The sequence below is a fragment of the Methanoculleus taiwanensis genome (assembly GCF_004102725.1).
Classification (GTDB): Archaea; Halobacteriota; Methanomicrobia; order Methanomicrobiales; family Methanoculleaceae; genus Methanoculleus_A; species Methanoculleus_A taiwanensis.
The window spans coordinates 56675-82985 of record NZ_LHQS01000001.1 but is presented as its reverse complement, the minus strand read 5'-3'; the positions used below and the strand labels follow the sequence as shown (position 1 = coordinate 82985).

The following is a 26311-nucleotide window of genomic DNA, read 5'->3' as shown; positions in this document are numbered from 1 at the left end:
GCGTGTCGGCCTTCCCTGCCGGACGGACGGTTGAACGGGAAAACGGACTCGAAGAACGTGCGGCTCTCTTAGGGTCTTCTGCGCGACAAAAAAAGAAAAAACAGAGGGTATTCGTATGGATTATGCCAGATAGTCTTCGGGGCGGGGGATCTGTTCCTTGAGACCCTTGCGCTTGCGGATGCCCTTGACGACTTCGTCGACGATACCGCCGGGAACGACCTCGAAGCCAGCAAACTCGGTGCTCCACATTGCACGCCCTTCGGTTGCGGAACGGACGTCTCCGGCGAAGCCGAAGAGCTCGGCGACCGGCGCCTTTCCGATGACCGTCATCGTGTCCCCCTCGCTCTGCATATCGAAGACCTGTCCGCGCCGTCCCTGGATCTGGGAGGTGGCAGGTCCCATCTGCTCGGTGGGGACGGTGATCTGGATCTTCTGGACGGGCTCAAGGAGCGAGTCGCCTGCGTACAGGATACCTGCCTTGACCGCGCTTCTGACGGCGGGGATGACCTGTGCCGGGCCGCGGTGGATGGCGTCCTCGTGCAGTTTGACATCCAGCAGCCGGATCTTGAGGTTCTGCACCTGCTCGTCGGCGAGCGGGCCGCCCCGGAGCGCTTCGCGCCACCCGTCGAGGACAAGCTCCATCGTCTCGTTCAGGTACTGAATACCCTTGGTCATATCGATGAACATGTTGGTGCCCTCGATAGCCTTGATATTCTTGGCCTCGTCCTTGTCCATACCGGCGGTGACGAGGATGTCACGCCGCTCGATGACCTGCTGGTTCATCGAGACCTCGCCCTTCAGGATAAGGTCGACGACAGCGGGGTCCATCGGCTCAAGCTCGATGTAGAACCGGTTATGACGGTTCGGCGACTTCCCTTCGACAGGCCCTGCCTTCTGGGTGGGGGTCTCACGGTAGACGACGATCGGCGGGGAGGTGATGATGTCGACACCCTTGTCACGCTTGATACGTCCGGTGATGATCTCAAGGTGCAGCTCGCCCATACCGGCGATCAGGTGTTCGCCGGTCTCTTCGTTGATCGAGACCTGCACCGTCGGGTCTTCCTTACCGACCTGCCGGAGCACCTCGACGAGCTTCGGGAGATCCTTCATGTTCTTGGCCTCGACCGCGACGGTCATGACCGGTTCGGAGTAGTGCTTCAGCGCCTCGAACGGGGTGATGTCCATCATCGTGGAGACGGTCGACCCGACGATAGCGTCCTTGAGGCCGGTCACTGCCGCGATATTGCCTGCGGGCAGCGCCTCGACCTCGATACGCTCGGCACCCATGAAGATGCCGACCTGGGAGAGGCGGTTTGCGCGTTTTGCCGTGCCCATCACATAGAGCTCGGTTCCGCGCCGGAGCGTACCCGAGAAGAGACGGCCGGTGGCAACCTCGCCTGCGTGGGGGTCGAAGGAGATGTCGGTGACCATCAGGGCGGCGGGGCCGTTCGGGTCGCAGTTCATCATGCTCAGGCCCTCAGGCGTCTCCTTGTCGCCGTGCCAGATGATGGGGATACGCCGCTTCTGGGCGTCGGTGGGGTTCGGCAGGTGCTTGACGACCATGTCGAGCAGGACCTCGGAGAGGGGGCTGTTCTTTGCGAGCCACTTCATGTCGCCCGAGTTGCACTTCTCAAAGACATCCTTGAACGAGACACCGCTCTTCTGCATGAAGGGGACGGAGACCGCCCAGTTATAGAGTGCGGAACCGAAGGCGACGGTGCCCTTGGCGGCATCGAGCTTCCAGCCGTCGTTGTACATCTTCTCGTTCATGCCCTTGATCAGCTTGTTGACCTTGTCGATCACTTTGCCGAGGCGGATCTGCATCTCCTGCTGGTCGACCTTCAGCTCGTTGACGAGGCGGTCGACTTTGTTGATGAAGAGCACCGGCCGGACACCCTCTTTGAGCGCCTGGCGAAGCACCGTCTCGGTCTGTGGCATGGTGCCCTCGACGGCGTCCACCACGACGACGGCACCGTCCACCGCACGCATTGCGCGGGTAACGTCGCCGCCGAAGTCTACGTGGCCTGGGGTATCGATCATGTTAATGAGATACTCCTGACCGGCGTAGGTGTGCACCATCGAGACGTTGCTTGCGTCGATGGTGATACCGCGTGCCTGCTCCTCCTCGTCGGAGTCCATGAAGAGCTGCTTGCCTGCGAGTTCCTCACTGATCATCCCTGCGCCTGCGAGCAGGTTGTCCGAGAGGGTTGTCTTTCCGTGATCGATGTGGGCGACGATACCGATGTTCCGGATACGCTCCGGTTTGTCCATCAGCTCCGTCACTCTCTCTACCATCTTCTTTCGTCGGGTCATGTGTTACACCTAAAAAAGTATAGAGATTGAATTAGCGGGCTGCCTTCGCAATACGCTCTTTTTCTTCCTTCTTCATGACGGCGTAGGAGCGGGTGTCGCCGTTTGCGGCCGAGATAAGCTCGTCGGCGAGTGCTTCGCTCACGCTCTTCTTCTTCTTGTAGCTCGCCTGGCGGACACCGGTCGTGATGAACCGCAGCGAGGCATCGACACGCCGCTGGGGGGCGGTGTCGACGGACTTCGGAACGTTGATCCCGCCGTACTTCAGGCGGACGCTCTCCTCGCGGGGTCCGGTGTTGGCGACAGCGTCGACCAGGACCTGCACCGGGTTCTTCTTGGTTTTCTTGTTGACGATCTCGAAAGCGTCCTTGACGATCCGGGTCACAAGTTCTTTCTTGCCGGTGTTGTTCTCGGTCTGCATCAGTTTGTTGATGAGGCGCTCAACGATCAGCATATTGCTCTTGTTGAACTGCTGGCCTGCAAGCTTCCCGAAGGAGTGCGGCACGATCATGGAGTGCAGGTTGACATACCGCACCAGACTTGGATCGTGAATCTCGACCTCGGAGAGGTCCCAGCGGTTGAAGAGCAGCTGTTTTGCCTCGATACCTTCTTCTGCCATGCTATTTACCTCCGCGGCTTCTCCTTGCGCCCGATGACCATTTCATGGAGACAGACGTTGTTGACCTTGGTGACGACGAACCGGACACCCGGGATATCGCCCATGGAACGTCCCAGTCTGCCGCCGATCCCTTCGATCTCGACTTCGTCGTGCTCGTCGATGAAGTTGATGGCACCGTCGCCGACGGCGAATGCGGTGACCTGTCGGCCGTTCTTGATCAGCTGTACGCGGACGCACTTCCTGATTGCGGAGTTCGGCTGTTTCGCCTCGACACCGACCTTCTCGAGAACGATCCCGCGTCCCTGCGGTGCTCCCTCGAGGGGGTCGGACTTGATGTCGAGCCCGAGCAAGCGGCGTGCGTAGTTTGTGTCGTGCCAGCGCCCGTTCTTGGCGTCGCGCTTCATTTTTCTGGCTGCAAATTTACCTTTTCCCATCGGATACCCTCTGATGCTTTGAATTTTTGTATAGGGACAACTCTCAATGTGGTATTAAACAACGCGCGTTGCGGATTTATATATTGTGGAACCCCCAAGGCGCGCCGATCTTTCCCGTATATAGTTGGAAGGAAGCTGATATAATATTATATCCTGGCGGGCAACCATCAGTGATGAAAACCCGGATATACAAGGAAGTTTTTTTTGAAGCAAGCCACCGCTTAATGCACTATTCAGGGAAATGCTTCCGGCTTCACGGGCACCAGTGGCGCGTCCAGGTCTGGATGGACGGGACGGCAGACGAGCGCACCGGGATCGTCATTGACTACAACAGTATCAAGCAGGTCGTCTCGGCGTTCGACCACCAGGTTATCCTGAACGAGGACGACCCGATGGTGCCGTGCCTCGAAGCGTTCCACCCGGTCATCACCACGTCCGGCGACCCAACGAGCGAGCGGATCGCGGATATCATGGCGGAGAAGATCGATGCCGAGGCGATGCGGCAGAACCTCGATGCACGGGTGGCGAAGATCCGGATCTGGGAATCGACGAGCTGCTACGCCGAGCGTATCTATGAGAGTCATTGAGTTATTCAAGAGCCTGCAGGGGGAGGGAAAGCGGCAGGGCGCTCCGTGCATCTTCATCCGGCTCGCAGGCTGCAACCTCCGCTGCAGCTGGTGCGATACCGCCTACGCCTGGGCGGAGGGCGAGGAGATGAGCACGGGCGAGATCCTGGATCTCGTCTGGCGGCTCTGCGGCACCCGGATCTGCATCACCGGAGGCGAACCGCTGCTGCAGCGCGCCCCGCTCCTTGAACTCCTCGAGAAGTTCGACGTTCACGGTTACAGTGTGGAGATCGAGACGAACGGGACACTCGATTTCCGGGATATGCAGCAGTACGCGTCTATCTGCATGGACGTCAAGTGCCCCTCCTCGGGGGAGACGAGCAACCTCGATCTCCTGAAGGATATCACACCCCGCGACTCCGTCAAGTTCGTGGTGGCGGATCTTGACGACTGCCGGTATGCCCAGGCGGTCATCTCGCACTACGATATCCGGGGTGAGATCTTCATCTCTCCGGTGGCGGGGTCGGACTACCTCGCCGTCGCCCAGTATATCCTCGACCAGAACCTCCCGGTGAGGTTCCAGCTGCAGCTGCACAAGATCATCGGAGTGAAGTAAATGAAAGCAGTATGTCTCCTCTCGGGCGGGATGGACTCGACGACGCTCGCCTACCTCGCGAAGGATATGGGCTACGATATCGTCGCCCTCCATTTCACCTACGGACAGCGCACCGAAGACAAAGAGCGCCGGTGTGCGAAAGAGGTCGCCCGTCTCCTCGATGCTGTAGAGTTCGTCGAGATCAGCCTCGAGCACTTCAAAAAGATCGGCGCCTCGAGCCTCACCGACCCCGCCATCGCGGTCGAGGAGTATGAGGAGGGGCGGGAAGGTATCCCGAACACCTACGTACCGTTCCGGAACGGCAACCTCCTCGCGATAGCGACGAGCCTTGCGGAGGCGCGGCGTGCCGATGCCATCTTCATCGGTGTCCAGGTCGGCGACTACTCCGGTTACCCCGACTGCCGCCCCGAGTTCATCGAGGCGTTCCAGCGGGCGGTGGATATCGGCACCTCGCCGGAGACGCAGATCCGCCTCGAGACGCCGTTCGTGCATATGACGAAGGCCGGGATCATAAAAAAAGGCCTGGAACTCGGCGTACCCTACGAGCATACCTGGTCGTGCTACCAGAGAAACGACGTCGCCTGCGGTGTCTGTGACTCCTGCCACTACCGCCGTTCGGCGTTCGAGGAGCTTGGGCTTACCGATCCTATCGAGTACGCGGAGTGACACGGATGGACATTTACCGCGGCAAGCGCCTCTCGGTCGAGAAAAAGACGGTTGCTCTCCCGAACGGCAGCGAGATGGAGCGGGTCGTGATCCACCCCGGCGGAGCGGTCGCGATGCTCCCGGTCGAGGGCGAGTTCTGCTACCTCGTCCGCCAGTACCGGTTCGCCGTCGGCAGGTACATCTACGAGGCGCCGGCAGGCACGATCGACGAGGGTGAAGCGCCGGACGAGACTGCCCACCGGGAGCTCATCGAGGAGATCGGGATGAAGGCGGCGACGTTTATCCCGAAGGGGTATATCTACCCCTCGCCGGGATACACCGACGAGACGATCCATCTTTACGAAGCCCGCGACCTCTCCCTCTCCGACGAGTACGGGATGGACGACGACGAGCTGATCGAGGTCGTCAAAGTGCCCGCCGCCGACGTCCGCCGGATGATCGAGGACGGGGAGATCGTCGACGCCAAGACGATCTGCCTCGCCTACCGCTGCCTGGTGTGATCGCCATGCGGCCTCTTCTCGTCCTTGTCGTCCTGCTGCTGCTCGGGGCGGGCTGCCTCGCTGCACCGCCGCCGGAGGAGCCCTCCTACGCCGTCGACGGGGACGGGCATCTCACCATTACGGCACCGCCGCCGGAGGTGGCTGGAGAGGCCGTTCTCGAGGAGCGGGGCAACGTCGCCCTCACCGATCTTGTCTACCGGAGCGGCGATGCGGACGTCCACGCCATCCTCGCAGAGCCGGCCCGGCCGGTTATGGGCATCGTCTACGCTCCGGGGGCGGGTGTCCCCGCCGAAGCCCACCGCGAGCGGGCGATCCGGTACGCAGAGGCGGGGATTCTGTTCCTTGCGGTGGATATTCGCGGGAACGGCGGCGATACTCCGGGCGAGCCGCTTAATATCGAACAGGACTACCGGCGGTTCGCCGGCGGCGAGTGGCCGCAGTACTACCGGATCGTCGCCGATCTCTCGGCAGCACGGCAGGTGCTGGCGGGCCGGCACGGCGTTCCCGTCGTCGCGATGGGCTCCTCGAACGGGGGGCGCTACGCCGCCGTCGCCGCAGCGGTCGACCCTGCCTTTGCAGGGTATATCGGCATCTCGACCTCCGGGTTCGGGCTTGCGGGAGATGGGTATACGGGCGACGCCCGCCGGTTTCTGCTGAGCATCGACCCCGACTGCTCGGTCGGGAGCATTGCTCCGCGGCCGGTCGTGATCTACCACGCGGAGAACGACCCGATCATTCCCTTCGGGGACGGAAGAGCGCTCTTCGAGCGGGCAGCCGAGCCGAAGGCGTTTTTCGTCTTCAACGGGTCGCACGGCATTGCGGGCGAGGTGGATGATTCTGTGATCGCGGAAAGTGCGCAGTTTTATGGCAACGCGGGTTGACCTTATTGTAGCTTGAAAGCTTGGTGAACGTTCAATGGTTGAAGCGCAAGAGATGGATACGGCGCGAAAGCGCTATGAATTCAAAAAGATGCTCGAGAGGCTCAGCGAGAAGGAAGGGAGCGGTACCGAGCTGATCACCCTCTATATTCCCCCGGATAAGCAGATACACGATGTGACCGCCCAGCTCCGGGACGAGTTCGGGCAGTGCGCCAATATCAAGAGCAAACAGACCCGGACCAACGTCCAGAGTGCCATCTCCTCGATCCTCTCCCGGCTGAAGTACTTCAACCGCCCGCCGGAGAACGGAATGGCCATCTTCTGCGGAACGGTCAGCACCGTCGGCGACCGAACCGATCTCCAGTGCGAGATCGTCGAACCCCCCGAGCCCCTCAACCTCTATATGTACCGGTGCAGCTCGAACTTCGAGCTCGAACCCTTAAAGCAGATGCTCGGCGAGAAGGAGGTTTACGGCCTGATCGTTATCGACCGGCGTGAAGCCTACTTCGGGTTTCTGCGAGGGAACCGGATCGAGCCTATCAGCGGAGTCACCTCCACGGTTCCCGGGAAACAGCGGAAAGGTGGTCAGTCCGCCGCCCGTTTCCAGCGGCTCAGGCTGATCGCCATCAACGAGTACTACAAAAAGGTCGGTGAGCGGGCGAGCGATGTGTTCATGGCCGAGAAGGACTTCTTTGAGCGGTTCAAGGGCGTGCTGATCGGCGGGCCGACACCGACGAAGGAAGAGTTCGCGAACGGCGAGTATCTCCACCACGAGCTGCAGAAGAGGATAACCGGGCTCTTCGACGTCGCGTACACGAATGAGAACGGGCTCTACGAACTCGTGGACAACGCCCAGGACGCCCTGAAGGGGATGGAGGTCGTCAAGGAGAAGACCTTCATGAACCGGTTCCTCCAGGAGCTCGTGAAAGACAACGGCAACGCGACCTACGGTGAAGAGAGCGTCCGGAAGAACCTCGAGATAGGGGCGGTCGATACGCTCCTCCTCTCGGACAAACTCCGGAAAGCGAGGCTCAAGATCGTCTGCGGCGTCTGCGGCTACCGTGAGGAGCGGACGGTTCGTCTCGAACCGGGCAAGAGCCTCAAGGATATCGATCTCGGCGTCTGCCCGACCGATACGAGCCCGCTCTACATCGAGGAAGAGGGAGATATCGTCGACGAGCTGACGGCGCTCGCCGACCAGAGCAGTACCGACGTGGAGATCATCTCCGACGACTTTGAAGAAGGAGCAGTGCTTTACAACGCATTCGGAGGCATTGCAGCAATTTTACGCTACAGGACCGGATACTGATGTTTCGGGAGAAGTACCAGCAGGTTGCACGCATGCTGCGGGCATGCACGGGTGAGGAGGACGTTCTGCTGACCAGGGGCGGGGATCATGCCGATCTCGCCTCGACGGTGGCGTTCAAGCTCGCGAAGAAGCAGAAGAAGGCGCCGGCGCAGATAGCGCAAGAGCTCGCGGGCGAGCTCGCGGCACTGCCCGACCTCGGGGATACCGTGGTCGAGGCGAAAGGGCCCTATATCAACTTCCGTTTCGGAGACTCGTACCTCTCCGAAGGAGTGCAGAGAGCCCTTGAGCCCGGTTACGGCAGGCTCCCCCGCCGCTCGGAGCGGGTGGTACTCGAGCACACGAGCGCCAACCCGAACGGTCCCCTCCACGTCGGGCATATCCGGAACACCGTCATCGGCGACACGCTCGCCCGCGCCTTCCGGAAGGCGGGCTATCCCCTCGAGGTGCAGTACTACTTAAACGACATGGGGCGGCAGATCGCCATCGTTTCGTGGGGATTCGACACCCTCGGCATCGAACGCAACGAGGGTGAGAAGTCCGATCACTACGTCGCACGCGTCTACGTCGCCGCTAACCGGGCGATGGAGAAGAACCCGGAGATCGTCAGGGAGATCGACGCCCGCATGCAGCTCGTCGAGCGCGGCGATGCGGAGACGGTCACAAAATTCAGAACTGCGGTCAGCCTCTGTGCAGAGGGTATCCGGGAGACGCTCGCCGAGCTCCACGGCAGCCACGACCGGTTTGTCTGGGAAAGCGACTTTATCCGGATCGGCGACGTCGACCGGATCATCGGTACTATCAAGCGCCTCCCGCAGACGCACGAGGACGAGACGCTCTGGGTCGACCTCTCCGAGTTCGGTTTTGAGAAGAAGTACATCCTCCGCAGGAGCGACGGCACCTCGGTCTACAGCACCCGCGACCTCGCCTACCATACCTGGAAAGGCAGGAATTACGACCGGATCATCGATATCCTCGGTGCCGACCACAAGCTGATCGGCGCCCAGCTCTCGGCTACGCTGAATCTTCTCGATGAAAAGGCACCGGAGATCGTCTACTTTGAGTTCGTCTCGCTGCCCGAAGGCTCCATGAGCACCCGGGCGGGCAAGTTCATCTCCGCAGACGAGCTCGTCGATGAGGTGACGGCAAAAGCGATGGAAGAGGTCACGACCCGGCGCCCCGAGCTCCCCGAGGAGGAGCGCTCTGCGATCGCCCGGTCGGTCGCCATCGCCGCGATCCGGTACGATATCGTGAAGATCATCCCCGAGAAGAGCACGGTCTTTGACTGGAAAGAGGCGCTCGACTTCGAGCGGCAGAGCGGTCCGTACATCCAGTACGCCCACGCCCGCGCCTGCAGCATCCTCGAGAAAGCAGGTGAGTTCGAGACGGCGTTCGTGTACTCGACCGAGCACGAGATAGCGCTCGCTAAGCACCTCGCCCGGTTCCCGGCCGTCATCGAGGAGGTTGTCGCGGAGCTTCGCCCCCACCTCCTCGCCGCGTATGCACGCGAGCTTGCAGACCTCTTCAATGCCTTCTACCACTACGACCCGGTGCTGAAGAGCAGCGGCGTCACCCGGAATAGCCGCTTAACGCTCGTCGATGCGGTCAGAAACACCCTGAAAGAATCCCTTGAGACCCTTGGAATCGATGCAATCCGAAGCATGTAATGCCCTGCGAAAGCAGGGATACCAGTTTTTCAATCCCCGTTCGTCCGCCGCCGTCAAACCGTGCCTGTGGAACAAGCGCACCCTCAAGGGCGGGGAGATGTGCTATAAAGCGCAGTTCTACGGGATCGAGAGCCACCGCTGCGTCCAGATGACCCCGACGCTCCGGTGCAACCAGCGCTGCCTCTTCTGCTGGCGGTCGTTCGAGCACGAGGTGACGGAAGAGGAGGAGTGCCCGCCTGCCGAGATCCGTGAAAACCTCTGGCGGCTCCAGAAGAAAGCCCTCTCCGGGTACAAGGTCTCGCAGTACGTCACCGGTGAGCGTTTCCGCGAGGCGCTGGCGCCGACGATGGTCGCGATCTCCCTCTCGGGCGAACCGACCTGCTACTCCCCCCTCCCGGAGCTGATCGACGGCCTGAACGAGGATGGGTATACGACCTTCCTCGTCAGCAACGGCACCCGGCCGGATGTGCTTGCGCGGTGCCGACCCTACCAGCTCTACGTCTCCCTGGACGCGCCCGACCGGGAGACCTACCTCCGCCTCTGCCGGCCGCGGGAAGATTACTGGGACGAGATCGGCGAGAGCCTCGCCCTCCTCGCCGCCCGCAGGTCGGCCATCCGGGTGACGGTGGTGCGGGGCCTGAACGACTTCGCTCCCGAACAGTATGCCGCCCGGATCCAGGATTCGGGCGCGACGTTTGTGGAAGTAAAGGGTTATATGCATTTGGGATACAGTAGACACCGTCTGAAGCGTGATCATATGCCGGCGCACGATCAGGTGCGGGCGTTTGCCGAGCGGGTCGCCGAGCACTGTGATTACCGGATCAAGGACGAAAGCCCGATCAGCCGGGTCGTCTGCCTGGAGCGGATAGCATGAGATTTGACGTGGAAGAGTACCGGAAACGAGCGAAAGAAGATTTTGAACGAGCATGGCACGAAGGGCCTGAGGTCTTAACGCCGCCGGGTGCCTCGGGGCGGTATCCGCACCTTGCATACACCCGTGCAAAACCCCACCCGATCTACGAGATCGTGCAGAAACTGCGGTCGACGTACCTCTCGATGGGTTTTGACGAGGCAATCAACCCTCTCATCGTTGAAGAGTCGGATATTTACCGGCAGTTCGGGCCGGAAGCGATGGCCGTCCTCGACCGCGTCTTCTACCTCGGCGGTCTGCCCCGGCCGAACGTCGGGATTGCGCGCAAGCAGCTCGACCAGATCGAGGCGCTCCTCGGACACGCGATCTCCACGGAGACTGAGGATTCGCTCCGCGAGACGCTCCACGGTTACAAGAAGGGGACGATCGACGGCGACGAGCTGACGCACGAGCTCGCGGTGGTGCTCGCCGCCGACGACGCTACCGTCGTACACATCATGGACGAGGTCTTCCCGGAGTTCCGCGAGCTTGCGCCGGAGTCTTCGCGGAGCACGCTCCGGAGCCATATGACGAGCGGGTGGTTCCTCTCGCTCGGGTCGCTCTGGGAAAAAAGCCCGCTTCCCATCCGCCTCTTCTCGATCGACCGGTGTTTCCGCCGCGAGCAGGAGGAAGGCCCGACCCGCCTGATGACCTACCACTCCGCCTCCTGCGTGGTCGCCGGGGAGGACGTGACGATCGAGGAGGGGAAAGCCGTCTCGGAAGCGCTCCTTTCGGCGTTCGGGTTCACCGACTTTAAGTTCACGCCGGACGAGAAACGGTCGAAGTACTACATGCCCGACTCCCAGACCGAGGTCTACGCCCGCCACCCGGTGCTTGACTGGGTGGAGGTCGCCACCTTCGGGATGTACTCCCCGTCCGCGCTCGCCGAGTACGGTATCGGCGTGCCGGTGATGAACCTCGGTCTCGGGGTCGAACGCCTCGCCATGATCGCCTACCGGTCAAACGACGTCCGGCAGCTGACCTACCCGCAGTTCTTCCCGCAGGCGCTCTCCGACCGGCAGATCGCGAGGGCAGTCCGGCTCCGTGAAGAGCCGGCCTCGGCGTTTGGAAAACGGCTTGCTGCCGCCATTCGCGATACGGCGGCGGCGAACGCAGCTGAACCAGGACCCTGCGAGTTCTCCGCCTGGAAAGGCGAGGTCGCCGGCCGGCAGGTCGAGGTCTTCGTCGAGGAGACCGAGTCCGGGACGAAACTCTGCGGGCCTGCCTGCTTCAACGAGGTCTTCGTGCATAACGGTGCGGTGCTCGGCGTTCCCGACGTCGAGAAGTGGGCGCAGGTGAGAAGCGAAGGGGTCTCCACCGGTATCACCTACCTCGACGCCGTTGCTGCTCTCGCCGCCGTCCGGATCGAAGAGGCTGCATGCTGCGGCGAGGGAACGAAGGTGCAGGCGAAGATGGCGAAACTCCCGAGCGACATCAACCTCCGGATCGACGAGTACGCCATGCGCTACATCACGGATAACAACAAAAAAGTGGATGTGAGGGGTCCGGTCTTCCTCTCCGTCCGCTCGGCTATAGGGGAGTAGACCTTACAGTTTCCTTCTCTTTCTGCTTTTCAGGCCGTTTCTTTTCCTGTGCCCGCGCCTCGTCGCAGGCGGTGCAGCTCCGCAGCAGCGGCAGCACGTCGCGCTGCGAGGTGAGGTTGAACCGGGCTCTCGACGCGGACTGTCCGACCTTGATCGAGTAGGCGCTCTCCGGAAGCGCTTCAAAGAGATCTTCGTCCGTCCGGTCGTCTCCGATAGCGAGAATGAAGTCCCAGGGTTTTTTGCTTATCCAGTGGTGCGCCGCCCTTCCTTTGTTGATCAGGGCACTTTTGGCCTCGATGATCTTGTGCCCGTCCATGACGGCGATGTTGAGGTTCGAGGTGAGGTGGAGGAGATGGTCTTTCAGCTCCTTTGCCCGCAGGGATGCGAGAACCGGGTCGGCCTTCCGGTAGTGCCACACAAGCGAGTACTCCTTCTCCTCGACGAACGCGCCGGGCGTCCGGTCTGCGTAGAGCTCGAGGATCGGGAGGACTTCTTCCTTCCACTCGTTCGAGAGCGACTCCTGCATCACCCAGTCACGATTCTGCTCCTTGATCCAGACACCGTGTTCGGCGATGAAGTTTACGTCCGTAGCCCCGAACCACGATTCGAGGGTATGTCGGTCACGGCCGCTGATGATGACCACCTCGTTCTTCGGCACCGCGGAGAGCCGGGCGAGTTCTTCCCGAACCGCTCTGTCGGGGACTGCTTTTTCGGGTTTTGCCGCAAAGGGCACCAGTGTGCCGTCGTAGTCAAGCAAAATCAGGCGGTTTCCTGCCGCTCCGTAATCGGCGAGGAGCCGCTCGCGCATCTGCGCCGTCAGGAGCTGCTCAGAGCGCGTCTGCTGGTGGAGACAGGCGTCGTCCAGCCGGTTGATGAAGTCGCCGGCCCAGTTGGTGACATCGTAGCGGCGAAGCCGCTTCTGCATGATCCGGTTCCGTTCGGTCTGCTCCTCCTCGGACATGGTGAGGGCGGTCTCGATCGCCTCGACCACCGCCTCCCGGTCGTTCGGGTTGACGATGACCGCTTCGCCGAGTTCCGGGGCGGCTCCCGCCATCTCCGAGAGGATCAGGACACCCCGGCCGTCGGTCTTCGTCGCCACGAACTCTTTGGCCATGAGGTTCATCCCGTCGCGTATCGGGGTGACGAGGGCTACGTCGGCGAGTTTGTAGTTTGCGACGAGGGCTTCGAACGGGAGGTAGTTGTAGAAATAGTGTACCGGCACCCAGTTGGTCGTTGCGTACTTCCCGTTGATCCGCCCGACCAGCTCGTCGATCTGCTGCTTTAACGCCTGGTAATGCTCGATGGCTGTCCGCGAGGGAACTGCGACGAGGATGAACGAGACCTTCCCCCGGTACTCGGGTTTCTTCTCGAGGAACGCATCGAATGCCTCCAGGCGCAGCGGGATGCCTTTCGTGTAGTCCAGCCGGTCGAACGAGAGGATGATCTTCCGGTCGCCATACTGCCCCCGGGCGCGTGCGATCTCCTCCTGCACGGCGGGTTCGCTGACCGCACCGGCGAACTGCTGGTAGTCGATTCCCATCGGGAACATATCGGCCCTGACGACCCGGTTGCCGGTGACGACCTCCCCGAGCGAATGCTCGTACCCGAGAATCCGACGGACGCTGGAGAGGAAGTGGCGGATGTAGTCGTAGGTGTGGAACCCGACGAGGTCCGCGCCGAGGAGACCTTCCAGGATCTCCTTCCTCCACGGGAGGAGCCGGAAGATCTCGTACGACGGAAACGGGATATGGAGGAAGAATCCTATCTCTGCGTTCGGCAGGTGTTCGCGGAGCATCTGCGGGAGGAGCATGAGGTGGTAGTCGTGCACCCATATGGTATCGTCGGGGTTCGCAACCTCGACGATCGTCTCGCAGAATGCCTCGTTCACCTTTTTGTAGACCTTCCACTGATGGTTGTCGTACTCGGTCAGGTGGTTGAAGTAGTGGAAGAGCGGCCAGATGGTGTTGTTGCAGAAACCGTCATAGTAGTTTTTGACATCGTAGGGCGAGAGATAGACCGGATGGCACTGCTCTTCTCTGAGTGCGGCGCAGATCCGATTCTTCTCTTCGAGGTTGTTCTTCCGCACGTTCACCGCTGGCCATCCTATCCAGAGGCTATTGTACGACTTATAGAACGATCCGACGCCGGTTGCAAGCCCCCCTGCGGTACGCTCAAAGGAAAGGTCACCTTTCTGCTTGGTGATCTTTATCGGGAGTCTGTTTGACACTATCAGTAACCTGTTCATGCTCTTTCGATCACCGTCCCCCTGGTGGAGTACCTGTGTCTGAATATACTCAAAGGAAATTAAGTTTGCGGGGATTTGGGGAACAATTTATGACCCCGCTGTTCCGATAATAACTGGATGACATCGCCCGTTTGGAAAGATGTATCCGGGGGGAGCGCCCCACGACGGGTAGCGGGGCGATGAGCATTCCGTCATTCTTCCGGGGTCGGGTACTCCCGCGCCGGGAGGCGTGCCCCATGCGAAACTGCAGTACGTACGGCGGTTCCGGCGGTCAGGGGCAGGGAGCGAAAGTCATGGTGATTATCGATGTTACGAATCTGACAAAGACGTTCGACGGCAAGGCGGTACTTGGCGGGATATCGTTCCGGGTCGAGGAGGGGGAAGTCTTCGGGTTCCTCGGCCCGAACGGTGCCGGCAAGACCACGACCATCAGGATCATCCTCGGACTCCTCGCGCCGACTTCCGGGACGGCGCGGGTCTGGGGCTCCGACCTCGGGAGGGAGGACGCTCTACGCCGGCGGGTCGGTGTTCTCCTCGAGAATAACGGTCTCTTTGCCCGGCTCTCGGCGCACGACAACCTGCGGTACTACGCCGGGCTGTACGGGGTTTCCAATCCTGGGAAGCGGATACGTGAGCTTCTCGAGTACGTCGATCTCGCCGCGTCCGCCGACGAGCCGGTCGGCACCTTCTCAACCGGAATGATGCGCAAGCTCGCCTTAGCGAGGGCGATCATCCACGACCCGGAGTTGCTCTTCCTGGACGAACCGACGTCGGGGCTCGATCCCGAGGCGCAGCGGCTTGTCCGCGATCTCATCCTCGAGCTGTCGCGGGAGCAGAACCGCACGGTCTTTTTAAATTCGCATAACCTCAACGAGGTGCAGCGGGTCTGCACCAAGGTCGCGATCCTCAATGCGGGCAGGGTTCGGGCATACGATTCCGTCGAGCACCTGCGGGCGTCGGAGAAAGCCCCGGTCTACGAGATCACGGTCGCCGACCCTGCGACGGCGGAACGGGCGTCCTCGCTCGTTGCAGCGCTCGACGGCGTCCGGTCGTCGTCCGTCGACGGCGCCGTCCTGACGGTATCGCTCGACGAAGCGGTCGGACCGCGGGTGCTCCGGGAGCTCGTGCTCGCCGGGGTGGATCTCGCGGAGGCGAGACGGGTGACCCGGTCGCTCGAGGACGTCTATCTCGGTATCGTCCGTGAAGAGGGAGCGGTATGAGCGGCGTTACTATCGTGGCGGGAAAAGAGATCCGGCAGATCCTCGGGACGAAGAGTTCGCTCCTCGTCGCGCTCTTCTTCGCCGTCTGGTTCGGCGGCCTCTCCGGGCCTGCCATCGCCGGGCTCGGCGGCGAGTCGGCAGCAGGCGCTCTCGATACCGGTATCTTCTACCTGGGGCTCGTCATCGGTGTCTTCATTGCCTATCTCCTCTCGGGGCAGGTCTTTCTCCGGGAGAAGCAGGAGGGGATCATCGCGACCCTCCTCGTAACGCCGCTCTCGCTCTGGCAGATCTGGCTCGGGAAGGTGATCGGCGTCGCCGTCCCCGCCTACGCGATCACGCTCGTCGGGGTCGGGGTGCTCGTCGGCGTGGCGAACTTTCCTGGAGAGGCGCTCCTCCTCCCTTCGGCCCCGGCGATTCTCCACCTCCTCGTCGCCGTCCCGCTCTTCATAGCCTCGGCGGTGGGGCTGCTCGGGTTTATCCAGTTCCTCTTCGGGCTGCGCGAGAATCAGATCATCAATATCATCGTCTTCGGTGCCCTCTTTTTCCTGCTCTTCTCGATGCAGGTGGTCTTCGAGACCGGGATTGCGGTCGGGTGGGGGCAGGTCGGCGCGACGATCCTCATCGGCGGCGTGCTGCTCGGCGTGACGAACTACCTCGCCGGGTTCCTCTCGAAAGAGAAGATCGTCAGGACGATTCCCTGAAATCCCCTTTTTCCCATCTCCGCATGCTGGTCGGTGCCCGGCGTTTCTGTCTGCCGGGTAGTTAGAATTATATAACATTGTGTTGCACATTTCTAACACTGTGTTAGAAATAATCAACAGCGAGTGATCAGAGATGCAGTGGAAACAGGTTCTACCCGTAACTCTCGGGCTCCTGCTCGTGGCAGCAGGCATCGCCCTCCCGTTCGCCGGCATCGCCGACGAAGGCCCGGCGCCGACCGCGCTCGTCTCGGCAGGTATCGCCATGCTGATCGTGACGATGATCACGACGTTCCGCTACCGCGACGAGGTGCAGGCCGACGAGCGGACGAAGAAGATCGGCGCCTACGGGATCACCTACTCCTGGCTCTTCACCCTCGTGCTGGTCTTTCTGCTCTTCTGGGTGGACTACCTCGACCTCGCGGCGCTCAGCCTCCAGGGCGTTCTCGCGCTCCTCGGGTTTGGGATGATCCTCTCCGCACGGGCGTTCCAGTGGTACCTCTTCCGGAAGGGTGACGTCGCATGAGCGGCCGGCCGGGTCGGGCGAAGGTCTGGCTCTTTCTGACCTTCGGCCTTGCTCTGCTCGCCGCCGGAGTGCTCCTGCCCTTCTCCAGCATGCCGGACCGGACTTCAGCGTACCTCATCGTTGCAGGGGTCGCCCTCTCTGTGGCTGCGGGCGTGCAGACCCTCACGACCCGGGAGCGCCGACCGCCGGTAGAGGAGGACGAACGCGACCGACGGATTCGGAGAGCGGCATATGCCTGCTCGTGGCAGGTATCATTCTTCCTGGTGATTGTCATGCTCTTCCTCGATTATGCCGGGATCGTCGGGATGAGCGGGAGAGATGCGTTTGCCCTGACCTTCTTTGCGCTCGGGATTACCGCTTCGGCCGCGCTGTATCTGCTGAACCGGCAGGGTGACGTCGAATGACCGGCTCAGGCCGCCGACTCCCGGGGGCGATCTGATGCAGACCCGGATCAAGGAGTTCCGGGCGAAGCTCGGGCTCACCCAGGAAGACCTCGCGAAACGTGCCGGTGTCCGGCGGGAGACGATCGTCTTTCTCGAGAAGGGGAAGTACAACCCCTCGCTCAAACTCGCCTACCGGGTCGCCCACGAACTTGGGACGACGATCGACGACCTCTTCATATTCGAGGAGAGCGACCTTGAGTGACGGTGCGTGGGTTCGACTACTCGTTCAGCAGTGATTAAACGGAGATCCGGGCGTGTATTCCCTCTGCACCGGAGCGGTCAAAAATGATATATGGGGGCGAAAGCTACGTTGGATTGTCGGTGAAATAAACTTTCCGGTATCCCTAATCCTCTTATTATCCTTTGTTTTTCTTTTAGACTCATTTTTATCAGTCAAAATCAAATTCGCCTTTTTTATGGATTGATATATATTATATTCCTGTATTGCGGTTTTTTTCGCAATTCCCGCACCCTATGGAAAATATCTGTGCCCGACACCGGTTATCGCGCACGTTTCTTTATCCGCTCCCGGGCGGTGCCGCAACCATTCGCCGCAGGTCTTCCTCGAGCACGGGGGGGAGGCTATCCCGGTTCGTGCGGGTCACCTCGACTACCCGCACGTCCCGGCGAAGCCGGAGAGCCTCGATCTCTCTCCCGCCCTTCAGGGCGATCGTCGCGAGGCACGGTGTTGCGGTATCGAGAGCCTCCCGGACGATCTCCCGGAATCTATGCGAGAACCACTCCATCTTCCCGATCTCGTCGATGACGATGATATCCGCCTCTCCGGCGGTGAAGGGGACGGACGCGAGGAACTCTTCAAACCCCGCAACGTCGACGCCGTACCTCCCCACCCGGAAGGGGGTCTCGATTTCCGTGTGGGCGAGCACCCGCCGCCTGCCGTCGAGGCTGACGAGCTCGAACCCGACTCGCCGTCCCGCCTCCCGGAGCTCCTGCGTATAAAACCCGACCGCCCGGTACCCGGCGAGGCCGTCGGCAATCCGCCGGACGAGCGTTGTCTTGCCCGTGCCGGGCATCCCGGTGATCAGGAGGTTTCGTATCATCGCCGCCCTCCGCCGCCCCGGAGCTCCGGGTGGCATGCCGGACAGAATGCAGGGCCTTTCCTATCGGTATCGGCGATGGTCTGCGAGAAGTACATCACGCAGGCAGGGTCGCCGCAGTGGGAGAGGCCGAAGGTATGCCCGAGTTCGTGCACCGCCTCGACGAGCACCCTGCGGGAGAAGACCTCGCGGTCTTCCGGGAGATGGTAGAAGGACTGGCGGAGCCGGTGGAACGATATCACCGCGTTTCTCTCTCTGGCAACGCCGAAGACGAAGTTCAGTCCGGGGACGTACAGATCCGCTGCGGTGATCCCGAGCACCCGGTCGTAGCCGCCCCCCGCGTCCAGGAGTGCTCCGAGCACCGTTCCCGCCTCGTACTGCCCGCGGGTATCGTTCTTCGCACTGCCGGGAAGGTCTACCCGCTCGCCGATCGTCACCTCCTGCCTGAAGACCCGTCGAAGCCCCTCGCGGAGCTCCGGGAGAACACCGGGCTCGAGTTCGTCCATCGGCACCAGAACGATACGCATAGATCCCCGCCGGACGATGGTGGGCGAGGGTGGTGTTGAGACTATCGGTCGGGCAGCGCCGCGGTGCCGTGGCACGTTCCGCTGCTGCCGTCCCACTCCTCCCGGAGGTGGATGAAGAGACGGGCGAGCGAGATCAGATCCTGCCGGTTGTGCTCCACCACCGGCACGAGCGGCCCGGCGTTCCCGGTCCGGAGGTAGGTTTCGTAGAACTCCGGCACCAGAGCGCTCGGAACGTCGTCGCTCCGCTCGATCCCGAAGACCGCCCGCTCGAGCGCGGTCAGGCGGCAGCTCCCGACCTGCTTCTTCCAGCACCGCCGCGAGAAATGGAGGGCGTCGAAGTGCGGGACGCCGAGGTCCGCGGCGATGCCGTGGTGGGCGAGCCGGTCTTGCACGTACGGGAGATCGAAGGCCTTGCCGTTGAAGGTGACGAGGCAGGCGTTCTTCGCAGCGAGGTGCCCGACCGTCGCAGAGAGTGCCGCCGCCTCCTCGTCGATATCGCGGAGCAGGTACTGGCGGACGGTGATCGCAGAACCGCTGACCAGAGCAACGCCGGCGAGGATGACCGGCCGGGAGAAGAGCCCGAGCGTCTCGATATCGAGGAAGACGAAGTCCCCGGGATCGTGGAACCGGCTCGTCTTGAGCACCAGCGGGTGGGAGACCTGGTGGCGCCTCCCTATGGACTGCATGAGGTCGGCGGTCGTTCCGGATGAGACCTGCCGGAGCAGCAGGCCGGCGTCGCTTCCATACCTCGGGTGCCGGGTGAGGTCGGTGACCGTGCGGTACCCCTGCTGCCGGAGCCGTGCCGCTGTCCGCTCCCCGATCCCGCGAACGAGCGTCAGGTCGGCGAGTATCGTCGCCCGTGCCCGTTCACGGTCTGCTCCCTCCATCGCGAGCGTCTCCGACGACTCGACGACGTAGCAGGCACCGGCAGGGGTCGCCTCCTCCCTGCCGCAGAAGACGGTCTCGAGCGGGATATCACGGTACCGCTCGAGGAGCCGGTGCTTCAGCCGCCGGGCGCGGTCGTAGTCGGAGACGCTCGTGCCGTCGGGGCGGCTGAAGAATCCGGCCATCGGTATGGAGATCACGTTTTCCCGGGAATCTATAAGAACCGGATCGGCGGAGAGCGAAAGTGCTCGCTGCCCCGCCCGCCTCCCCGATCGCGCATAAATACCAGCGGTGCATAGTAAGGTGATAATTCTCGAGGGAACAGCAGTGATCACAATCTTCCAGCACGGGGAGACGGAACCCGCAGGCTTCCTGGAACAGGTCCTCTCCGAACGGGATTGCGAGTACCGGATCGTCCGCCTCTACGAAGGTGAGGTGATACCGCCTGTCGGCACGTCCCCCCTGATATTTCTCGGCGGGCGGATGAGCGTCAACGACGAGCGGGAGTACCCGTTCCTCAAAGGGGAGAAAGAACTGATCCGGCGGAGTATCCGGGCAGGAGCCCCTGTGCTCGGGATCTGCCTCGGCGCCCAGCTGATCGCGAGTGCGTTCGGGCAGCGGGTCGCTCCCGGAATACCCGAGCGGGGCTGGTGCGGCGTCGATATCATCAGAAACGATCTGCTGCCCGATTGTCCCGATCGCCTGAAGGTCTTTCACTGGCACGGCGAGACCTTCGATCTCCCCGACGGCGCCGAGCTGCTTGCCTGGGGAAGCGAGGTGCCGAACCAGCTCTACACGCTGAAGACCGCACTCGGCGTCCAGTTCCATATCGAGGCGACGCCGGAGATCATCGAGACCTGGACGGAAACGCTCGATGAGAACGAGCGCGAGCGGATCCGTGCCGGGACACCCCGGTACCTCGACGGGAGCGAACGATTCTGCAGGGAGATCGTCTCTCTCTTCCTGCAGGGAGGTGCGTGACCTACGGAGACAGAGGCGTTTCTCATCGATATCGACGGGGTGCTCTACGTCGGCGACGCACCGGTCGCGGGGGCGCGGGAGACTCTTGCGTTCCTCGAAGAGCGGGAGGTGCCGTTCCGGTTCGTCTCGAACACCACCCGGCGCTCGCGCCGCTCCATCGCCGAGCGGCTCGCCGGGCTCGGCTACCGTATCCCGGCCGATCTGATCGTCACCTCGCCGGTGGCGGCCGTCGCCCGGATGCGCGAGAGGGGGCAGCGCCGCTGTTTCCTGCTCACCACCGGAGACGTCCGTGAAGACTTCGAGCAGGAGGGGATTGCCGTCGCCGAAGAGGATGTGGACGTCGTCATCGTCGGTGATGCGGGTGAAAACTTCACCTACGACCGGATGAACGCCGCGTTCCGCCTGCTTGAGAACGGTGCGGAGCTCGTGGCGCTCGAGAAAGACCGCTACTGGATGGGCGGCGACGGCCTGATGCTCTCCGCCGGCCCGTTCGTCGCGGGTCTCGAGTATGCCGCCGGGGTTCGTGCCGAGGTGATGGGAAAACCTTCACAGGCGTTCTTCGCCCTCGCCCTCCGCGAGATGGGGGTCTCCCCGGACGGTGCGGCGATGATCGGCGACGACATCTTCACCGACGTCGGCGGTGCGCAGGCGGCAGGACTTGCCGGCATCCTCGTGAAGACCGGCAAGTATCGTGAAGAGGTCGTCAGGCGGTCGGGCGTCACCCCCGATCTCGTCATCGAATCGCTGGCCGCCCTCCCGGAGTATCTCTGATATGGCCGGGGGGACGGGAGCCCGGTTCGGGGCGGTTCTGGTGCTGCTCTGCTCTCTTCTCGTCCTCGCCGGAGTGCTCGGCCTTTCCGGCTCCCTCGGCGCCCTCCTCCACCCCGCGGCGGTGGCTCCGGAGATCGTGCCGGTGGCGGGGTATACGCTCGAGAACGAGACCGTGTATACGTTCCCCTTCGGGCAGGGCAACGAGACGATCCGCGTCCGGGTCGACCCCGCCGTCTACGGGGGCGCGAAGGAGGCCGACAAGGCGATCTACCTCTACGAGAACTTCACCCGGGAGGAGTGGCTGCCGCTCTACTACCGGGCATTCATCGACGATGCCGACCAGGAGCCGTTCTATACCGCGCTTCTTGCCGAGTTCCGGGCGATACGCGACCGCGAGGGACTTGACGCCGACCGCTACCTCGAACTGCTCGTGGTCTTCGTCCAGTCGATCCCCTACGAGACCGACAGCCTCGCGGTCGAACCGAAGTTTCCGGTAGAAACCTTTGTCGACGGCAGGGGCGACTGCGACGATAAAAGCCTCCTCCTCGCAGCGCTCCTCGCCCGGGAAGGCTACGGGACGGCACTCTTCTCCTTCGAGGCGGAAGAGCATATGGCGGTCGGGGTGAACAGCACCGGCTGCCTCTGGAACGGCATGCCGTATGCCTACATCGAGGCCACGAACGTAAGTTACGTCGGGATTCTGCCGAACGAACTTGCAGACGGAACGGTGCTCGCTTCGGCCCCGATCGTGGTTCCGGTGGGGAACGGGACGGGCGCATATGAGAACTGCACCGAGATTGAGGCGATCCGGAACGCCCGGGATCTCGCCTACGCACGTATCCTCGCACTCGCACCGCTCATCGACGCCCGGCAGGCGGAATACCAGGCTCTCTACGTGCGGCTCGCGGAGCTTCGAGCAGAACTTGACCGGCTGTCCACCCTCGCCGACCACCAGGGCTACAACGCCCTTGTCCCCGGCTATAACGCTCTCCTGGACGAGTACAAACGGAGCGTCGACGAGTACAACCGTCTGATCGAAGAGTCGGAAGCCTCTATCGGACTATACAACCGGATCGTTCTGCACGCCTACGACCGTCCCGGTACGTACCGCCTCGTCGCGGAGCACCTCCCGGAAGCGCTCACCCCCCGGTAACCTCCTCCCAGTGGACGAGGCGGGGTGAGGGGAACCGCCCGGGCTTTCTTTCGCCCTTGAGGTTCCCGAGCCGCTGCATCGCGGTCAAGCAGTACTCGCCGGATATATCGATGCCGATGAACCGCCTTCCGAGGCCGTATGCGACGCATGTCGTCGTTCCCGCCCCGTTAAAGGGATCGAGGACCACGTCGCCCTGGTAGGAGAAGAGTTTCAGCAGCCGCCGCGGCAGCTCCTCGGGGAACATCGCCGGATGGCGGTACTCTTTCATCCGGGTCTCCGGCGGGAACGACCAGCGGGCGTTGACCCACTCTTTGAACTCAGGGCCGGTGATGTCGATATCCTCCCGGCGACCGGTCTTTTTATGGGACTCTTTATCGAAGATCTCGATGTACTCCCAGGTATACTTCAGGTACGGCATCGAGGGGGATTTCCAGCTGCCCCATGCCGTGTACCGGGCGTTGTAGTTGTGCTTCTCCCAGAGCACCTCCGCCTTCCAGAGGAACCCGAGCTCTGCGAGCTGCCGGGAGATCATATGGTGCGTCGGGATGTAATCAGAGAAGAGAGGCTGGATGTTGACCGCGATCCGCCCGCCGGGTTTCAGGACGCGGTACGTCTCTGCCCAGACTGCGGCAAGGCCGGTGAAGTACTCGTTCCACTCCCGTGTGTCGGCGGCAGGGTCGCCTGCGTAGTGGTGGCCGAAGTTGTACGGCGGCGAGGTGATGATGATATCGATACTCTCGTCCGGTATCGCCGGGAGAACCTTTTCTGCGTCTCCGCAGATGATCGTGTTCTCATACGGCCCGATAGCCTGCGGGTCGGGCGGATGCAGTGGTATCTTTGCCGCTTTCGTCCCTTTTCTGACCTGTTCTTTCGCGTTCCTTTCCCGGACGCCTCTTGCTCCCATCCGCCGGTGCCCCCCCCGCCGGGGCAGTATGCGCCTCGACTGTTTAAGGGTAGCCCTTCGGGATCGGCATGAAGGCCGGCCGCTGCCCGGTGCTGATCATATAGCATACCTTGTGCATCTGGCTCCTGCGGGTAACGGTAGCGTGTTCTTTAGCCCGGTCGGCGAGATACGAGAATGTCTTTCCACTCATACTATGAAACAGGGAAACGAGCGTATAAGAGGGTACGCGGGGTGCGGTGTGAAAGTGAACCGGCGAAGCGTCATCGGCCGCATTTCGCCGCCCTGAAATCTCGTGAATGTGCATCGAAGGTGAGATTGCTTTCACGCAAGCGTTTATTGGATGGGTCGTCGTAATTAATAGCAGGTTGCCTTATGCTGGAGATCAGGGATTTGCACGTAACCGTGGAAGATCGGGAAGTGCTCCACGACATCAACCTCACGATCGGGGATGGGGAGACCCACGTCTTGATGGGGCCGAACGGCTCGGGGAAGAGCACCCTCCTCATGACGATTATGGGGTTTGGGGGCTACAAAGTCACCAAAGGTTCGATACTGTTTAAGGGGACGGATATAACCGCGATGCCCATTCACGAGCGGGCTGGACTCGGTATCGGGATGCTCTTCCAGCGTCCGCCGGCGATAGCGGGGCTCAAGCTCGGCAAGCTGCTGACCGCGACCTCAGAGCTCGGCGACGATGCTATTGAGGCGCTTGCGGAGTCCGTCAACATGGAGAACTTCCTCACCCGCGACATCAACGTCGGATTCTCTGGCGGCGAGATCAAGCGGAGCGAGGTGCTCCAGCTGAAGGTGCAGCAGCCCAAGTTCATCATGCTCGACGAACCCGAAAGCGGCGTCGACCTTGAGAATATGGTGCTGATGGGAGGCGAGGTTGCTCACCTCCTTGAAAAGGACGTGCACATCGTCAACCGGCAGCGGAGCGGTCTCATCATCACCCATACCGGGTACATTCTCGACTACGTGGATGCCGACCAGGGGCACGTGATGATCGACGGTCAGATCCGGTGTCACGGGAACCCCCGCGAGATCCTGAAAGTCGTCAAAGAAAAGGGATACAAGGAGTGTCTGGCGTGCAAACAGATATGAACGAGATCGAAAATCTCTCCCGTGAAGATAAAGACCGCTTGGCACTGACGGGTCTTGATCTCGGGATGACGAACCGCTGCGGCAGTTTCTTCCAGATCGACCAGGAGGTCGTCCACTCCTCCTGCGTCGCGGAAGGTATCGAGATCCTGCCGATCGCCGTCGCCCTCGAGAAGTACGACTGGGTCTCTGACTACTACTGGAAGGCCGTCCCGAAGGACAAAGACAAGTATACGGAGTACGTCGCCCGGCAGGCCGAACCGCAGGGCGTCGTCGTCATCGCCCACGAGGGAGCCCGCTCCGCGACGCCGCTGCAGGCGTGCCTCTTCCTCCGGGAAGAGAAGATCCAGCACGTCCATAACATCATCATCGCCCGGGAGGGTGCGGAGATCCACCTCATCTCGGGCTGCGCGAGTTCCTCACAGAAAGAGCACGGGGCGCACCTCGGCGTCACCGAGATCTACGTCGGGAAGGACGCCAAAGTGACCTCGACGATGATCCACAACTGGAGCCCCGGCATCAGCGTCTTCCCGCGGAGCATGGCCGTCGTCGAGGAAGGTGGCGTCTTCCTCTCGAACTACGTCTGTATGCAGCCTGTCCGGAAGATCCAGATGTATCCGACCGCCCGCCTCGCCGGGAAAGGCGCCGTCGGCAGGTTCAGCAGCATCGTCGTCGCGACGCCCGGGTCGTACCTCGACCTCGGGTCGCGGGCGCTGCTCGAGGCCGAGGATACGAGCGCCGAACTGATCACCCGCGCCATCACGACGGGCGGGACCATCATCTCCCGCGGCCACGTCCTCGGCGGCACCGACAAAACCCGCGGTCACATCGAGTGCAAGGGTCTGATCCTGAAAGACGGCACTATCCACGCCATCCCGGAGATCGAGGGACGCCTGACCGGCACCGAGCTCTCCCACGAAGCGGCGGTCGGCAAGATCGCCCGGCACGAGATCGAGTACCTCATGTCCCGCGGCCTCGACGAGGAAGAGGCCACCGCAACCATTATACGTGGGTTCCTGGATGTTAAGATCAGCGGACTGCCCGCAGTCCTGCAGCAGCAGATCGATGCTGCGATCGATAAAGCCGAGTCAGGGTTCTGATTCGGGACTCCGGAGATCCCCTATGAGCGGCGCCGACCCCTACACCGAGCTTCGCCACGCGATGGTCGAAGGCCAGATCCGGGCACGGGGCGTCAGCGACCAGCGCCTCCTTGCCGCCATGCGGAAGATTCCCCGCCACTTTTTTGTCCCCCCCGCCTACGAGCGTGCCGCCTACCAGGATAACCCGCTTCCCATCGGCGAGGGGCAGACGATCTCGCAGCCCTACATCGTCGCCGTCATGACCGAACTCTTAGCGCTCAAACCCGGCGATACGGTGCTCGAGATAGGTACCGGGAGCGGTTATCAGGCGGCGATTCTCGGTGAGCTCGTCGGCCGCGTCATCTCCGTCGAGCGGATAGCATCGGTCGCCGAACAGGCCGGGGAGAACCTCAAGCGGGCAGGGGTCGGGAATGTCACAATCATCGTCGGCGACGGGACGAAGGGCTACCCGGCGGAGGCGCCGTACGATGCGATCCTCATCACCGCCGCGACACCGACCGTCCCGGAGCCGCTGATCGAGCAGATGGCGGAAGGCGGCCGCCTCGTCGCACCGACGGGTCCCCGCGACTGCCAGGATCTCGTGCGGCTCGTCAAACGCGGCGGGCAGGTGGAGCGGACGACCTTCGGTGGAGTCTGTTTCGTCCCGCTCATCGGCGAGTACGGGTGGCGCGGGGCTGACTAGG

At 62.1% G+C, this 26311-nt stretch carries 29 protein-coding genes; 20 read left to right on the top strand and 9 right to left on the bottom strand.

What is annotated here, in order from left to right; all coding sequences use genetic code 11:
• Positions 1-120 precede the first annotated feature (120 nt).
• Genes ABH15_RS00455 through ABH15_RS00445 form a run of 3 tightly spaced genes read right to left on the bottom strand, consistent with a single transcriptional unit; the run spans position 121 to position 3363 of the window.
• The gene (locus tag ABH15_RS00455) at positions 121-2313 is read right to left on the bottom strand and encodes an elongation factor EF-2 (protein WP_128692406.1); all 2193 of its coding nucleotides are present in this window, start codon (positions 2311-2313) and stop codon (positions 121-123) included.
• Between the two features lie 31 nt (positions 2314-2344).
• Complete coding sequence (locus tag ABH15_RS00450) at positions 2345-2929, bottom strand: 30S ribosomal protein S7 (RefSeq protein ID WP_128692405.1); 585 nt, start codon at positions 2927-2929, stop codon at positions 2345-2347.
• Positions 2930-2934: 5 nt separating this feature from the next.
• On the bottom strand, positions 2935-3363 hold the full coding sequence (locus tag ABH15_RS00445) for a 30S ribosomal protein S12 (protein WP_128692404.1): 429 nt from the start codon (positions 3361-3363) through the stop codon (positions 2935-2937).
• 173 nt (positions 3364-3536) lie between these two features.
• Between ABH15_RS00445 and ABH15_RS00440 the strand changes: the two genes are divergently transcribed.
• From ABH15_RS00440 to sepS, 9 genes are read left to right on the top strand one after another with little or no spacing between them, the layout of a single operon-like run.
• Entirely contained in the window at positions 3537-3950 is a 414-nt protein-coding gene (locus ABH15_RS00440; protein ID WP_128692403.1) for a 6-carboxytetrahydropterin synthase, read from the top strand.
• Entirely contained in the window at positions 3937-4545 is a 609-nt protein-coding gene (locus ABH15_RS00435) for a 7-carboxy-7-deazaguanine synthase QueE (protein ID WP_128692402.1), read from the top strand. Before ABH15_RS00440 ends, ABH15_RS00435 begins: the two co-directional genes overlap by 14 nt.
• Positions 4546-5211 carry a 7-cyano-7-deazaguanine synthase QueC gene (gene queC / locus ABH15_RS00430; RefSeq protein ID WP_128692401.1) on the top strand — a complete coding sequence of 222 codons (666 nt, stop codon included), beginning with the start codon at positions 4546-4548 and terminating at the stop codon, positions 5209-5211.
• A gap of 5 nt (positions 5212-5216) precedes the next feature.
• Positions 5217-5711 (top strand): NUDIX hydrolase, encoded by a 495-nt coding sequence (locus tag ABH15_RS00425; RefSeq protein ID WP_128692400.1) that lies wholly within the window; start codon positions 5217-5219, stop codon positions 5709-5711.
• Between the two features lie 5 nt (positions 5712-5716).
• A complete protein-coding gene (locus ABH15_RS00420) occupies positions 5717-6592 on the top strand; it encodes an alpha/beta hydrolase (RefSeq protein ID WP_128692399.1) in 876 nt (291 codons plus the stop codon).
• Positions 6593-6626: 34 nt separating this feature from the next.
• On the top strand, positions 6627-7898 hold the full coding sequence (prf1, locus tag ABH15_RS00415; protein WP_128692398.1) for a peptide chain release factor aRF-1: 1272 nt from the start codon (positions 6627-6629) through the stop codon (positions 7896-7898).
• Complete coding sequence (gene argS / locus ABH15_RS00410; protein ID WP_128692397.1) at positions 7898-9562, top strand: arginine--tRNA ligase; 1665 nt, start codon at positions 7898-7900, stop codon at positions 9560-9562. Before prf1 ends, argS begins: the two co-directional genes overlap by 1 nt.
• Complete coding sequence (gene twy1, locus ABH15_RS00405; protein WP_128692396.1) at positions 9543-10436, top strand: 4-demethylwyosine synthase TYW1; 894 nt, start codon at positions 9543-9545, stop codon at positions 10434-10436. The genes argS and twy1 overlap by 20 nt, the downstream gene beginning before the upstream one ends.
• Positions 10433-12016, top strand: a complete 1584-nt coding sequence (gene sepS, locus ABH15_RS00400) for an O-phosphoserine--tRNA ligase (RefSeq protein ID WP_128692395.1) — start codon at positions 10433-10435, stop codon at positions 12014-12016. Before twy1 ends, sepS begins: the two co-directional genes overlap by 4 nt.
• Here sepS and ABH15_RS00395 read toward each other — a convergent pair.
• Positions 12003-14261, bottom strand: coding sequence for a bifunctional alpha,alpha-trehalose-phosphate synthase (UDP-forming)/trehalose-phosphatase (locus tag ABH15_RS00395; protein WP_128692394.1), 2259 nt, complete (start codon positions 14259-14261; stop codon positions 12003-12005). The two genes, sepS and ABH15_RS00395, sit on opposite strands and share 14 nt — an antisense overlap.
• 236 nt (positions 14262-14497) lie before the next feature.
• On the opposite strand from ABH15_RS00395, the gene ABH15_RS00390 reads away from it, so the two are divergent.
• The 5 genes from ABH15_RS00390 (at position 14498) to ABH15_RS00370 (ending at position 17350) form a co-directional block, all read left to right on the top strand.
• Complete coding sequence (locus tag ABH15_RS00390) at positions 14498-15481, top strand: ABC transporter ATP-binding protein (RefSeq protein ID WP_241647953.1); 984 nt, start codon at positions 14498-14500, stop codon at positions 15479-15481.
• Positions 15478-16182 (top strand): hypothetical protein, encoded by a 705-nt coding sequence (locus ABH15_RS00385; protein ID WP_128692393.1) that lies wholly within the window; start codon positions 15478-15480, stop codon positions 16180-16182. Before ABH15_RS00390 ends, ABH15_RS00385 begins: the two co-directional genes overlap by 4 nt.
• A gap of 133 nt (positions 16183-16315) precedes the next feature.
• Entirely contained in the window at positions 16316-16705 is a 390-nt protein-coding gene (locus tag ABH15_RS00380; protein WP_128692392.1) for a hypothetical protein, read from the top strand.
• The gene (locus ABH15_RS00375; RefSeq protein WP_128692391.1) at positions 16702-17109 is read left to right on the top strand and encodes a hypothetical protein; all 408 of its coding nucleotides are present in this window, start codon (positions 16702-16704) and stop codon (positions 17107-17109) included. Before ABH15_RS00380 ends, ABH15_RS00375 begins: the two co-directional genes overlap by 4 nt.
• Positions 17110-17143: 34 nt before the next feature.
• Complete coding sequence (locus tag ABH15_RS00370; RefSeq protein ID WP_128693200.1) at positions 17144-17350, top strand: helix-turn-helix transcriptional regulator; 207 nt, start codon at positions 17144-17146, stop codon at positions 17348-17350.
• A 316-nt stretch (positions 17351-17666) separates the two neighbouring features.
• Here the strand turns inward: ABH15_RS00370 and ABH15_RS00365 are convergent, their stop codons facing one another.
• Genes ABH15_RS00365 through ABH15_RS00355 form a run of 3 tightly spaced genes read right to left on the bottom strand, consistent with a single transcriptional unit; the run spans position 17667 to position 19818 of the window.
• Complete coding sequence (locus tag ABH15_RS00365; RefSeq protein WP_164913592.1) at positions 17667-18209, bottom strand: NTPase; 543 nt, start codon at positions 18207-18209, stop codon at positions 17667-17669.
• Complete coding sequence (locus tag ABH15_RS00360; RefSeq protein ID WP_128692389.1) at positions 18206-18733, bottom strand: archaemetzincin family Zn-dependent metalloprotease; 528 nt, start codon at positions 18731-18733, stop codon at positions 18206-18208. The genes ABH15_RS00365 and ABH15_RS00360 overlap by 4 nt, the downstream gene beginning before the upstream one ends.
• Positions 18734-18774: 41 nt before the next feature.
• Positions 18775-19818: a ribonuclease H-like domain-containing protein gene (locus ABH15_RS00355; RefSeq protein WP_206633400.1), complete on the bottom strand. Its 1044-nt coding sequence runs from the start codon at positions 19816-19818 to the stop codon at positions 18775-18777.
• Positions 19819-19921: 103 nt separating this feature from the next.
• Here ABH15_RS00355 and ABH15_RS00350 point away from each other — a divergent pair, with 103 nt between their 5' ends.
• From ABH15_RS00350 to ABH15_RS00340, 3 genes are read left to right on the top strand one after another with little or no spacing between them, the layout of a single operon-like run.
• On the top strand, positions 19922-20599 hold the full coding sequence (locus ABH15_RS00350; protein WP_164913591.1) for a type 1 glutamine amidotransferase: 678 nt from the start codon (positions 19922-19924) through the stop codon (positions 20597-20599).
• A gap of 24 nt (positions 20600-20623) precedes the next feature.
• Entirely contained in the window at positions 20624-21370 is a 747-nt protein-coding gene (locus ABH15_RS00345; protein ID WP_128692386.1) for a TIGR01458 family HAD-type hydrolase, read from the top strand.
• Between the two features lies 1 nt (position 21371).
• The gene (locus ABH15_RS00340; RefSeq protein WP_241647951.1) at positions 21372-22523 is read left to right on the top strand and encodes an adhesion protein FadA; all 1152 of its coding nucleotides are present in this window, start codon (positions 21372-21374) and stop codon (positions 22521-22523) included.
• Here ABH15_RS00340 and ABH15_RS00335 read toward each other — a convergent pair.
• Together ABH15_RS00335 and ABH15_RS13545 are read right to left on the bottom strand one after the other, a co-directional pair.
• The gene (locus ABH15_RS00335; RefSeq protein WP_128692385.1) at positions 22510-23427 is read right to left on the bottom strand and encodes a DNA-methyltransferase; all 918 of its coding nucleotides are present in this window, start codon (positions 23425-23427) and stop codon (positions 22510-22512) included. The two genes, ABH15_RS00340 and ABH15_RS00335, sit on opposite strands and share 14 nt — an antisense overlap.
• 43 nt (positions 23428-23470) lie before the next feature.
• On the bottom strand, positions 23471-23617 hold the full coding sequence (locus ABH15_RS13545; protein ID WP_164913590.1) for a hypothetical protein: 147 nt from the start codon (positions 23615-23617) through the stop codon (positions 23471-23473).
• A gap of 182 nt (positions 23618-23799) precedes the next feature.
• Between ABH15_RS13545 and ABH15_RS00330 the strand changes: the two genes are divergently transcribed.
• The 3 genes from ABH15_RS00330 to ABH15_RS00320 are packed head-to-tail and all read left to right on the top strand — an operon-like array spanning position 23800 to position 26310.
• Entirely contained in the window at positions 23800-24531 is a 732-nt protein-coding gene (locus tag ABH15_RS00330; protein WP_128692384.1) for an ABC transporter ATP-binding protein, read from the top strand.
• Positions 24528-25628: a SufB/SufD family protein gene (locus tag ABH15_RS00325; protein ID WP_128692383.1), complete on the top strand. Its 1101-nt coding sequence runs from the start codon at positions 24528-24530 to the stop codon at positions 25626-25628. The genes ABH15_RS00330 and ABH15_RS00325 overlap by 4 nt, the downstream gene beginning before the upstream one ends.
• Positions 25629-25650: 22 nt before the next feature.
• Positions 25651-26310: a protein-L-isoaspartate(D-aspartate) O-methyltransferase gene (locus ABH15_RS00320; RefSeq protein WP_128692382.1), complete on the top strand. Its 660-nt coding sequence runs from the start codon at positions 25651-25653 to the stop codon at positions 26308-26310.
• The last annotated feature ends 1 nt before the right edge of the window (position 26311 follow it).

Bases quoted from the DNA above. Each gene is read 5' to 3' on its own strand.
- ABH15_RS00455 (WP_128692406.1), bottom strand. From the start codon at position 2,313: ATGACCCGACGAAAGAAGATGGTAGAGAGAGTGACGGAGCTGATGGAC.
- ABH15_RS00450 (WP_128692405.1), bottom strand. From the start codon at position 2,929: ATGGCAGAAGAAGGTATCGAGGCAAAACAGCTGCTCTTCAACCGCTGG.
- ABH15_RS00445 (WP_128692404.1), bottom strand. From the start codon at position 3,363: ATGGGAAAAGGTAAATTTGCAGCCAGAAAAATGAAGCGCGACGCCAAG.
- ABH15_RS00440 (WP_128692403.1), top strand. From the start codon at position 3,537: ATGAAAACCCGGATATACAAGGAAGTTTTTTTTGAAGCAAGCCACCGC.
- ABH15_RS00435 (WP_128692402.1), top strand. From the start codon at position 3,937: ATGAGAGTCATTGAGTTATTCAAGAGCCTGCAGGGGGAGGGAAAGCGG.
- queC (WP_128692401.1), top strand. From the start codon at position 4,546: ATGAAAGCAGTATGTCTCCTCTCGGGCGGGATGGACTCGACGACGCTC.
- ABH15_RS00425 (WP_128692400.1), top strand. From the start codon at position 5,217: ATGGACATTTACCGCGGCAAGCGCCTCTCGGTCGAGAAAAAGACGGTT.
- ABH15_RS00420 (WP_128692399.1), top strand. From the start codon at position 5,717: ATGCGGCCTCTTCTCGTCCTTGTCGTCCTGCTGCTGCTCGGGGCGGGC.
- prf1 (WP_128692398.1), top strand. From the start codon at position 6,627: ATGGTTGAAGCGCAAGAGATGGATACGGCGCGAAAGCGCTATGAATTC.
- argS (WP_128692397.1), top strand. From the start codon at position 7,898: ATGTTTCGGGAGAAGTACCAGCAGGTTGCACGCATGCTGCGGGCATGC.
- twy1 (WP_128692396.1), top strand. From the start codon at position 9,543: ATGCAATCCGAAGCATGTAATGCCCTGCGAAAGCAGGGATACCAGTTT.
- sepS (WP_128692395.1), top strand. From the start codon at position 10,433: ATGAGATTTGACGTGGAAGAGTACCGGAAACGAGCGAAAGAAGATTTT.
- ABH15_RS00395 (WP_128692394.1), bottom strand. From the start codon at position 14,261: ATGAACAGGTTACTGATAGTGTCAAACAGACTCCCGATAAAGATCACC.
- ABH15_RS00390 (WP_241647953.1), top strand. From the start codon at position 14,498: ATGCGAAACTGCAGTACGTACGGCGGTTCCGGCGGTCAGGGGCAGGGA.
- ABH15_RS00385 (WP_128692393.1), top strand. From the start codon at position 15,478: ATGAGCGGCGTTACTATCGTGGCGGGAAAAGAGATCCGGCAGATCCTC.
- ABH15_RS00380 (WP_128692392.1), top strand. From the start codon at position 16,316: ATGCAGTGGAAACAGGTTCTACCCGTAACTCTCGGGCTCCTGCTCGTG.
- ABH15_RS00375 (WP_128692391.1), top strand. From the start codon at position 16,702: ATGAGCGGCCGGCCGGGTCGGGCGAAGGTCTGGCTCTTTCTGACCTTC.
- ABH15_RS00370 (WP_128693200.1), top strand. From the start codon at position 17,144: ATGCAGACCCGGATCAAGGAGTTCCGGGCGAAGCTCGGGCTCACCCAG.
- ABH15_RS00365 (WP_164913592.1), bottom strand. From the start codon at position 18,209: ATGATACGAAACCTCCTGATCACCGGGATGCCCGGCACGGGCAAGACA.
- ABH15_RS00360 (WP_128692389.1), bottom strand. From the start codon at position 18,733: ATGCGTATCGTTCTGGTGCCGATGGACGAACTCGAGCCCGGTGTTCTC.
- ABH15_RS00340 (WP_241647951.1), top strand. From the start codon at position 21,372: ATGGCCGGGGGGACGGGAGCCCGGTTCGGGGCGGTTCTGGTGCTGCTC.
- ABH15_RS00335 (WP_128692385.1), bottom strand. From the start codon at position 23,427: ATGGGAGCAAGAGGCGTCCGGGAAAGGAACGCGAAAGAACAGGTCAGA.
- ABH15_RS13545 (WP_164913590.1), bottom strand. From the start codon at position 23,617: ATGAGTGGAAAGACATTCTCGTATCTCGCCGACCGGGCTAAAGAACAC.
- ABH15_RS00330 (WP_128692384.1), top strand. From the start codon at position 23,800: ATGCTGGAGATCAGGGATTTGCACGTAACCGTGGAAGATCGGGAAGTG.
- ABH15_RS00325 (WP_128692383.1), top strand. From the start codon at position 24,528: ATGAACGAGATCGAAAATCTCTCCCGTGAAGATAAAGACCGCTTGGCA.
- ABH15_RS00320 (WP_128692382.1), top strand. From the start codon at position 25,651: ATGAGCGGCGCCGACCCCTACACCGAGCTTCGCCACGCGATGGTCGAA.